6 protein-coding genes are annotated in these 7,060 nt (G+C 64.3%); all 6 read right to left on the bottom strand.

The annotated features are described in order from the left end of the window. A partial coding sequence (locus tag AB5405_RS02095) for an IS110 family transposase (protein ID WP_368137442.1) occupies window positions 1-647 on the bottom strand: 647 nt, incomplete at its 3' end. A 495-nt stretch (window positions 648-1,142) separates the two neighbouring features. Further along, window positions 1,143-1,811 carry an HAD family hydrolase gene (locus AB5405_RS02090; RefSeq protein WP_368137440.1) on the bottom strand — a complete coding sequence of 223 codons (669 nt, stop codon included), beginning with the start codon at window positions 1,809-1,811 and terminating at the stop codon, window positions 1,143-1,145. A 123-nt stretch (window positions 1,812-1,934) separates the two neighbouring features. Next, on the bottom strand, window positions 1,935-2,969 hold the full coding sequence (hypE, locus tag AB5405_RS02085; RefSeq protein ID WP_368137438.1) for a hydrogenase expression/formation protein HypE: 1,035 nt from the start codon (window positions 2,967-2,969) through the stop codon (window positions 1,935-1,937). An 84-nt stretch (window positions 2,970-3,053) separates the two neighbouring features. Continuing rightward, window positions 3,054-4,166, bottom strand: a complete 1,113-nt coding sequence (gene hypD, locus AB5405_RS02080; protein WP_368137437.1) for a hydrogenase formation protein HypD — start codon at window positions 4,164-4,166, stop codon at window positions 3,054-3,056. Continuing rightward, window positions 4,166-4,426, bottom strand: a complete 261-nt coding sequence (locus AB5405_RS02075; RefSeq protein ID WP_117773714.1) for a HypC/HybG/HupF family hydrogenase formation chaperone — start codon at window positions 4,424-4,426, stop codon at window positions 4,166-4,168. The genes hypD and AB5405_RS02075 overlap by 1 nt, the downstream gene beginning before the upstream one ends. Before the next feature lie 124 nt (window positions 4,427-4,550). Further along, window positions 4,551-7,022 (bottom strand): carbamoyltransferase HypF, encoded by a 2,472-nt coding sequence (gene hypF / locus AB5405_RS02070; protein WP_368137435.1) that lies wholly within the window; start codon window positions 7,020-7,022, stop codon window positions 4,551-4,553. Window positions 7,023-7,060: the final 38 nt, after the last annotated feature.

The following is a 7,060-nucleotide window of genomic DNA, read 5'->3' as shown; positions in this document are numbered from 1 at the left end:
GCCCTGTACTCGGAGAGCAGGTCCGCCCGGGCCTCCGCCGCGGCCTCGACCTCGTTCCTCAGGGCGGCGAGCGCCCGAACCCCGCCATCGTCCTCAGGCCTGACCTTGTCGAGCCACCTCAGGAAGTCGTAGGTCCAGTACTTCCTCGGGTTGCCGGCGGGCGTGGTGCCGCCGTAGACGAACCCCCGCCTTGCGAGGAAGGCGAGCAGCCGCTGCTTGGCGGTCGCCAGGCGCGCGGTCGCCCCGTCGTAGGCGCCGGCGAGGTCCCTGATGCCCTCGACCTCGGGGGAGGGGACCCATGCGGGGGAGATGTCGTGGGCGAGTATCGCCTTGGCCATCCTGGCGGCGTCGTTCCTGTCGTTCTTGGAGGCCGAGTCGGCGGCCGACCTGGGGATCTTCGAGACCGCGGCGACGACGCACTCGACGCCGAGCCCGGCGAGCTCCCTCTGCGGGGCGAAGCCGAGGTAGCCGCTCTCGTAGGCCGCGAGCGACGGCCCGGGGAACCCATCCATCCACCCGGCGATCTCGCCCCAGGGGTTGCCGGGGAACCTCCTCGTCACGGCCTCGCCGGTGTCCGCGTCGAGGGCGCAGACGGTGGTCGACCTCAGGTGGACGTCCATCCCGAACGCGGTAGAATACTTTGGCATGGGAGCCTCCCAACCTCGTTGCGGCGCGGCTGCGCCTATGGCACTTCAACATCATTGTCGCAGCCCCGACCCGCGGTCACGAGCGGGGGCTCCTATCTTTTTAGTGCCCTCGGATTGGGTCATAGTGTCTGTCGTTGCCAAAACAACGTCGTTCCCTTGGCTGGCTTAAAGTGGCGCTTGTACCTGTGGCGTTGCCATCGCTGCCGAAGGCGGCAGCTGGGGACGTTCCTTTTCTGCCGGCAGTTGGGGACACTCCTTGTGCCAGCGTTGCATCGATTGCTTGGGAAACCGTGACCCGGTTTTTGGCCGAATAGTGGGTCGCATTTTCCGGATGGGGTGGGTTGCGGAAAGTGCGACCCGGAATATTACTCTGAAACGGGATGCGTTTTCCCTGATGCGCCTCAAACGGAAAGCGCATCCCATTCCGGAGCTCCAAAACGGGATGCGCTTTCTGCGCGGAAGAATTGTCGCAGCTGCGTTAAACAGTGTCGCTCGTTACTCGTCCAGGATCAGCGCTGCGAGCTCGTCCTGGGTGTCCACCACGTAGTCGGCGCCGGCGGCTTCCAGCTCTGCGCGGCCGCGGAAGCCCCAGCTGACGCCTGCACTCTTAAGGCCGGCGTTGTGGCCGGTCAGGATATCGACATTGGAATCGCCCACGTAGAGCGTGGTCGACGGATCGGCGCCTAGCTCTTCCATCACATGCAGCGTAACAGGCGCCTCGGGCTTGGGCGGAAACGCATCGACGCGGCCCTGCACCAGCGCAAAGCGCTCGGAACCAAAATACTTCTCGATAAGCGGAGCCGCCGAGACGTGGTCCTTGTTGGTGAGCACGGCAAGCTGAACGCCCGCGGCGCGTAGGCGGTCGAGCGTCTCGATCGTGCCGGCATAGGGGGCGGTGTGGTCCTCCTTGTGCTCGCCGTAGTAAGCCCTAAACTCGGCAAGCGCCTGCTCAAACATGCGGCCGTCGCCCGCATACTCGGCGGGCATAAAGCGCTCAACCAGCTTGAGCATGCCGTTTCCCACCTTGTAGCGGTACTCGTCTACGGCAAACGTGGGCCAGCCGTGCATCTCGCAGGTATGGTTGCCGGCGGCCGCCAGGTCCTCGAGTGTGTTGAGGATGGTGCCGTCCAGGTCAAAGATCACATGGGAAAAAGCTGCTGCCATAAAAACTCCCGTCATTGGGTTTAAAACGCACCCCATAATACTGGGCTTCCGCGTTGGGCGTGCTTGGAATCTGAACATCTCCAGGGGTATCAGGCCGCATCGCGCCGACCGTGTGGTTTCGCCCTAGCAAATCCTCGGCAGCTGTTCTCCCACGAGCATGTCGAGGATGCGGGTCGAGCCCCAGCCGGTGCGCACGCGCACGGCGGGGCGGGCGCCCTCGGCAAGTGGCAGCACTCGACCGATGATGGCGGCGTTCTCGCCGTAGTGGGCGGCGCGCATGGCGCTCAGTGCGGCATCGGCTTGCTCGGCCGGTACGACGGCGACCATCTTGCCCTCGTTTGCCACCTGCAACACATCGTAGCCGAGCATCTCGCAGGCGGCCTGCACGTCGGGACGCACGGGCACGGCATCCTCGTCGACCTCCATGGCGACATTGCTGGCCTGGGCAAACTCGTTGAGTGTGGACGCTAGGCCACCGCGCGTGGGGTCGCGAAAGCAACGCGTGCCGGGCGCTGCGGCCAGAACGTCGGCAATCAGGTGGTTGAGCGGCGCGGCATCGCTTTCGATCGTGCTCGAAAACGCCAGGCCCTCGCGTTGGCTCATGATGGCGATGCCGTGGTCGCCCAGCGTACCCGAGACCAGGATGACATCGCCGGGGCGGCAGTTGGCGCCGCTGAGCGCCACGCCCGTGGGAACCTCGCCCACGCCGGCGGTATTGATGTAGACGCCGTCGGCCCCGCCGCGCTCGACCACCTTGGTGTCGCCCGTGATTATGGACACGCCCGCCTCATGCGCCGTCTCGGCCATCGTCTGCACAATCTGGCGGAGCTTATCCATGGGATAGCCCTCTTCGAGGATAAATCCGCACGACAGGTAGCGCACGTTGGCGCCTGAGGTCGCGACGTCGTTGACGGTTCCGCACACGGCAAGGCGGCCGATGTTGCCACCGGGGAAGAACTGCGGCGAGACCACAAAGCTGTCGGTCGACATGGCGATGCGCCCGCTCGCGGGCAGCGCGGCGACGCCGGCATCGTTGCCCTCGAGCAGCTCGGGCGACCCAAAGGCATCCAAAAAGACCTCGTCGATGATGCGTTTCATCATCTGGCCGCCGGAGCCGTGACCCAGCAGGACGGTGCTATCGGTAACGCTATGGGACATATCGAAAACTCCAATCGTGGGTGGAATTATATGGGTGAGGCTCAGCGTCGACCGGTCCGCCGTCCGTTAGAACGGCGGAACCAATTAGCCTCGGTAGCGGAAATATGCTGCGCAGCTGCCCTCGGAGCTCACCATGCACGGGCCGACGGGGTGCTCGGGTGTACAAGCGTGGCCGAACAGAGGGCAGTCGCTCGGCGTAATGGCCCCGCGCAGCACGTCGCCGCAGCGGCACCCACGCGGCTCGACCGTCGCCTCAACGGGCACGTCAAAGCGAGCGCGGGCATCAAAGCGCGAGAACTCGGGGCGGATGGAAAGGCCCGAGTTGGCAATCGGCCCCAGCCCGCGCCACGTGGTGTCGCATGGCTCAAACACCTGCTCGACCAGCTGGCGCGCCACGGGGTTGCCGTCTGTGTTGACGCCACGGCGGTAGGCGTTGCCAATCGCGGGCTTGCCCTCGACAACCATCTGGACCAGCATGCAGATACCCTGCAGGATATCGACCGGTTCAAATCCTGTGACCACGCCCGGGGTATCGAACTCATCGACCAAAAAGCTAAAGGGCGTCAAGCCCGTGATGGTGGCGACGTGGCCCGGCAGGATAAAGCCGTCGATGGTGGTCTCGGGATCGTTGGCGATGGCACGCAACGCCGGCGGCGTGGTCTTGTGGGCGCAATAGACCGAAAAGTTCAAAAGCCCACGCGCCTCGGCCTCCAAGATGGCGGCGGCGATGGTGGGCGTCGTAGTCTCAAAGCCCACGCCCATAAAAATGACCGGGCGATCGGGGTTTTGCTCGGCAATGTCGAGCGCGTCGAGTGGGGAGTAGACGATGCGGATGTCGCGCCCTGCCGCCTTTTGCGCAGCGAGCGAGGTGGACGATCCGGGCACGCGCATCATGTCGCCAAAGGTGGTGATGATGGCGCCGTCGATGTTGGCGAGCGCGATTGCGTGGTCGATGTTGCGGTTGGCGGTAACGCAGACGGGGCAGCCCGGTCCGCTCAGCAGCTTGAGCCCGGCCGGCATAATGGAGCGAAAGCCATAGCGGCCGATGCTCACGGTGTGCGTGCCGCAGACTTCCATAAGGTTGATGGTGTGGTCGCCGACGAGTTCATGGATGCGTTCGATGAGCTCGCGGGCCAGCTTGGAATCGCGAAATGCCGAAAAGTCGATACCGGAGCGAGCCGGCTGTCCGGCCGCCACTAGTATGCCTCGGCCGGGTTGCTGGCCAGTTGGTCTTCTTCGACCAGTTCGGTCATGGCATTAACGAGCTCGAGCGTTTCTTGCGCTTCCTGCTCGTCGACGATCTGGATGCCAAAGCCGGCGTGTACGAGAATATAGTCGCCAACCTGCGCCGTCGGCACGAGTCTTAGCGAAACAGGGCGCTCGATGCCCATCATGTCGACGGTGGCCTTGAGGTCGTCGTCGCGTTTGACTACTTTACCGGGAACGGCAAGGCACATATTGTTCCCCTTTTATACGCTTTGCGCTGGACGGGCGCTCAATAATCCATCAGTTGATGGTAGCGCTCGCGGGGTTCGCGGGCAAACGCGTTACGCCTGTGAGACGGCGGCGTGCGAGGGCGAGCTACTGTGATGCAATCTGCGCAAGACGAGCGCTTGCGACCGCCGCCTGACCGTAGGCGATGCAGCCGTCATTGACGGGTACGGTGTGGGGGACAAGGACAGTAAGGCCCGCGCTTTTGAGCTCGCGGGCGAGGAGCTGAAGCAGAAGTCGGTTCATGAACACGCCGCCCGAGAGCGCGACGGTGTCGATGCCCTCGTGCACGCAGATATCGCTGGCGATGCGCGCCGAGGAGCGCGCGATGCCGACATGGAAGTCGAGTGCGAGCCTGTTGGCGGGCGCTCCGGCTTCAATTCCTCCCAAAAGTGCCTCAAAGAGTGCTTTCTGGTCCAGAACATAGGGGCCGTCCAGCCACGATGGGTTAGATGCGGAGTAGCCGGCGTTGTCGTCGGGAAAATGGGCGATTTCGCTGTCGAGCGCGCGCCAGGCGGCGGCTTCGAGCTCGATGGCGGGTTCGCCCTCGTAGGTTGCCTGGCCGCAAATGCCCAAAATCGCGGTTGCGGCATCAAACAGGCGACCCATGCTGCTAGTGCGCGGACTGTTGATGCCGCGCTCGATCATCGTTGCCGTTATGCTGCGCGTTTGCTCGTCAAGGCTGTTCAAGAGCCCCGCGGCTCCCGGGTGCTCGAGCAGGTCGAGCTCGCTGAGCAGGGCAAAGGCGTTGCGGCGGGCGTCGCGCACGGAGGCCGCGCCACCGGGAAGCGCCCAGGCGCGCAGATGCGCGACGCGCTCAAAATCGGTGAGACGGGCGACAAGAAACTCACCGCCCCATATGGTGCCATCGGTGCCGGCGCCCGTGCCGTCGAAGGCGATGCCGAGGACGCGTGCATCGGGCGCAAGCCGGCCTGCGACAATCGCCTCTGCCATTACGCTCGCGATGTGCGCATGGTGGTGCTGGACTTCGATAAGCGGCAGATCGTGCTCGCGCGCCTGCTCGCGCGCCCATTGGCTCGACAGATAGCTGGGATGCATGTCGCATGCCAAGGCGGCAGGCGCCAGGTCAAAGAGGTTTTCCAGACGCGAGCGCGCGGCGCTCCAAGCATCGAAAGTCGCGCCGTTTTCGACATCGCCGATATGCTGCGACACAAAACAGGTCGTATGACCGTCCGAGTCCGTGCGAGTGAGTGCAATCGTGGCTTTTTGCTGCGGCCCGCAGGCGAGTACGCAGGGCGTGGTGCCGTCGAGCGCCGGCAACGACAGCGGTTGCGGCGCATATCCGCGTGCACGACGTACGGGCATGACGTCGCCGTCGACCACGCGTACCACGGAGTCGTCGTAGCGCGACAGGATCGCGCGGTCGTTGCCGAGCAGCGCGTCGGCGATGCCGGCGGCAACGAGATGCTCCCATGCAAGGGCGTCGTCGGTCTCGATGGGCTCTTCGCTCAGGTTTCCGCTGGTCATGACCAGCGCATGCATGTCATGCGACGCGGCAGCTGCAAGCAACAGATGTTGAAGCGGCGTATAGGGGAGCATGACGCCGAGCTCGGGCAAGTCGTGCGCGACAGATGGCGCGAGGGCGAGGATGTCGGGGGAACCGCCGTTGCCCTCGCCAACAGTGCGCCGGCGCAGCAGCACAATGGGGCGGATACTGCCGGCGAGAAGCTCGCGCTCAGCGTCGTCGATATGGCACAGGCGCCCGGCATCGGCAAGACTGCGCACCATGACGGCAAGCGGCTTATTGCTGCGACGCTTGCGACGGCGCAGCTCGGCCACCGCCTGCTCGTTGGCAGCGTCACAGGATAGATGGAATCCGCCCAGGCCCTTGATGGCGACGATGCCACCGCTGGCCAGCAGCTCAACGCAGCGCTCGATGATAGCGTCGCTGGCCTCGCGTGTGGTGCCGACGGCCGGTGTCGCGGACGAATTCCCGCACGCATCGCCGTTCACAGCCTCACGCCACGTAATATGCGGCCCGCAATCAAAGCAGGCATCGGGCTGCGCGTGAAAACGCCGGTCGAGCGGATTGGCATACTCCGCGGCACACTCGGGGCACATGGGAAAACGGTCCATCGAGGTAGCCGCTCGATCGTAAGGCAGCGAGCGGATGATGGTAAAGCGCGGTCCGCAGTTAGTGCAGTTGATAAAGGGGCAGTGATAGCGTCGGTCGGCGGGATCGAACAACTCGCGCAGGCAATCGTCACAGGTGGCGATATCGGGCGAGACAAGTGTGGTGTGCGCGGTCTGGTCCTGCGACGCCACAATGTGAAAGCCCTGCTCATCGGCAGTGCTCCAACCGCCAGGCTCCAAATCCGCAATATCGACTCGCTCAACGCGAGCCGCCGCGGGCGCATGCTCAGAAAGCGCAGCGACAAATCCGTCAACCGCCTCGGCACAAGCGTGCGCCTCGATATGCACGCCGTCGCCCGCATTGAGCACCCATCCGCAAATGCCATGCGCCATGGCCTCGCGATACACAAACGGTCGCATGCCAACGCCCTGCACAATGCCCGTCACATGAATATGCACATGCCGCATGCGACACCCCTCATCAAAACCGACCAAAAAGGGACAGG

This window comes from Collinsella aerofaciens (assembly GCF_040920445.1).
Classification (GTDB): domain Bacteria; phylum Actinomycetota; class Coriobacteriia; order Coriobacteriales; family Coriobacteriaceae; genus Collinsella; species Collinsella aerofaciens_BH.
The sequence above is the reverse complement of the archived record's forward strand: the minus strand, read 5'-3'. Positions and strand labels throughout refer to the sequence as shown.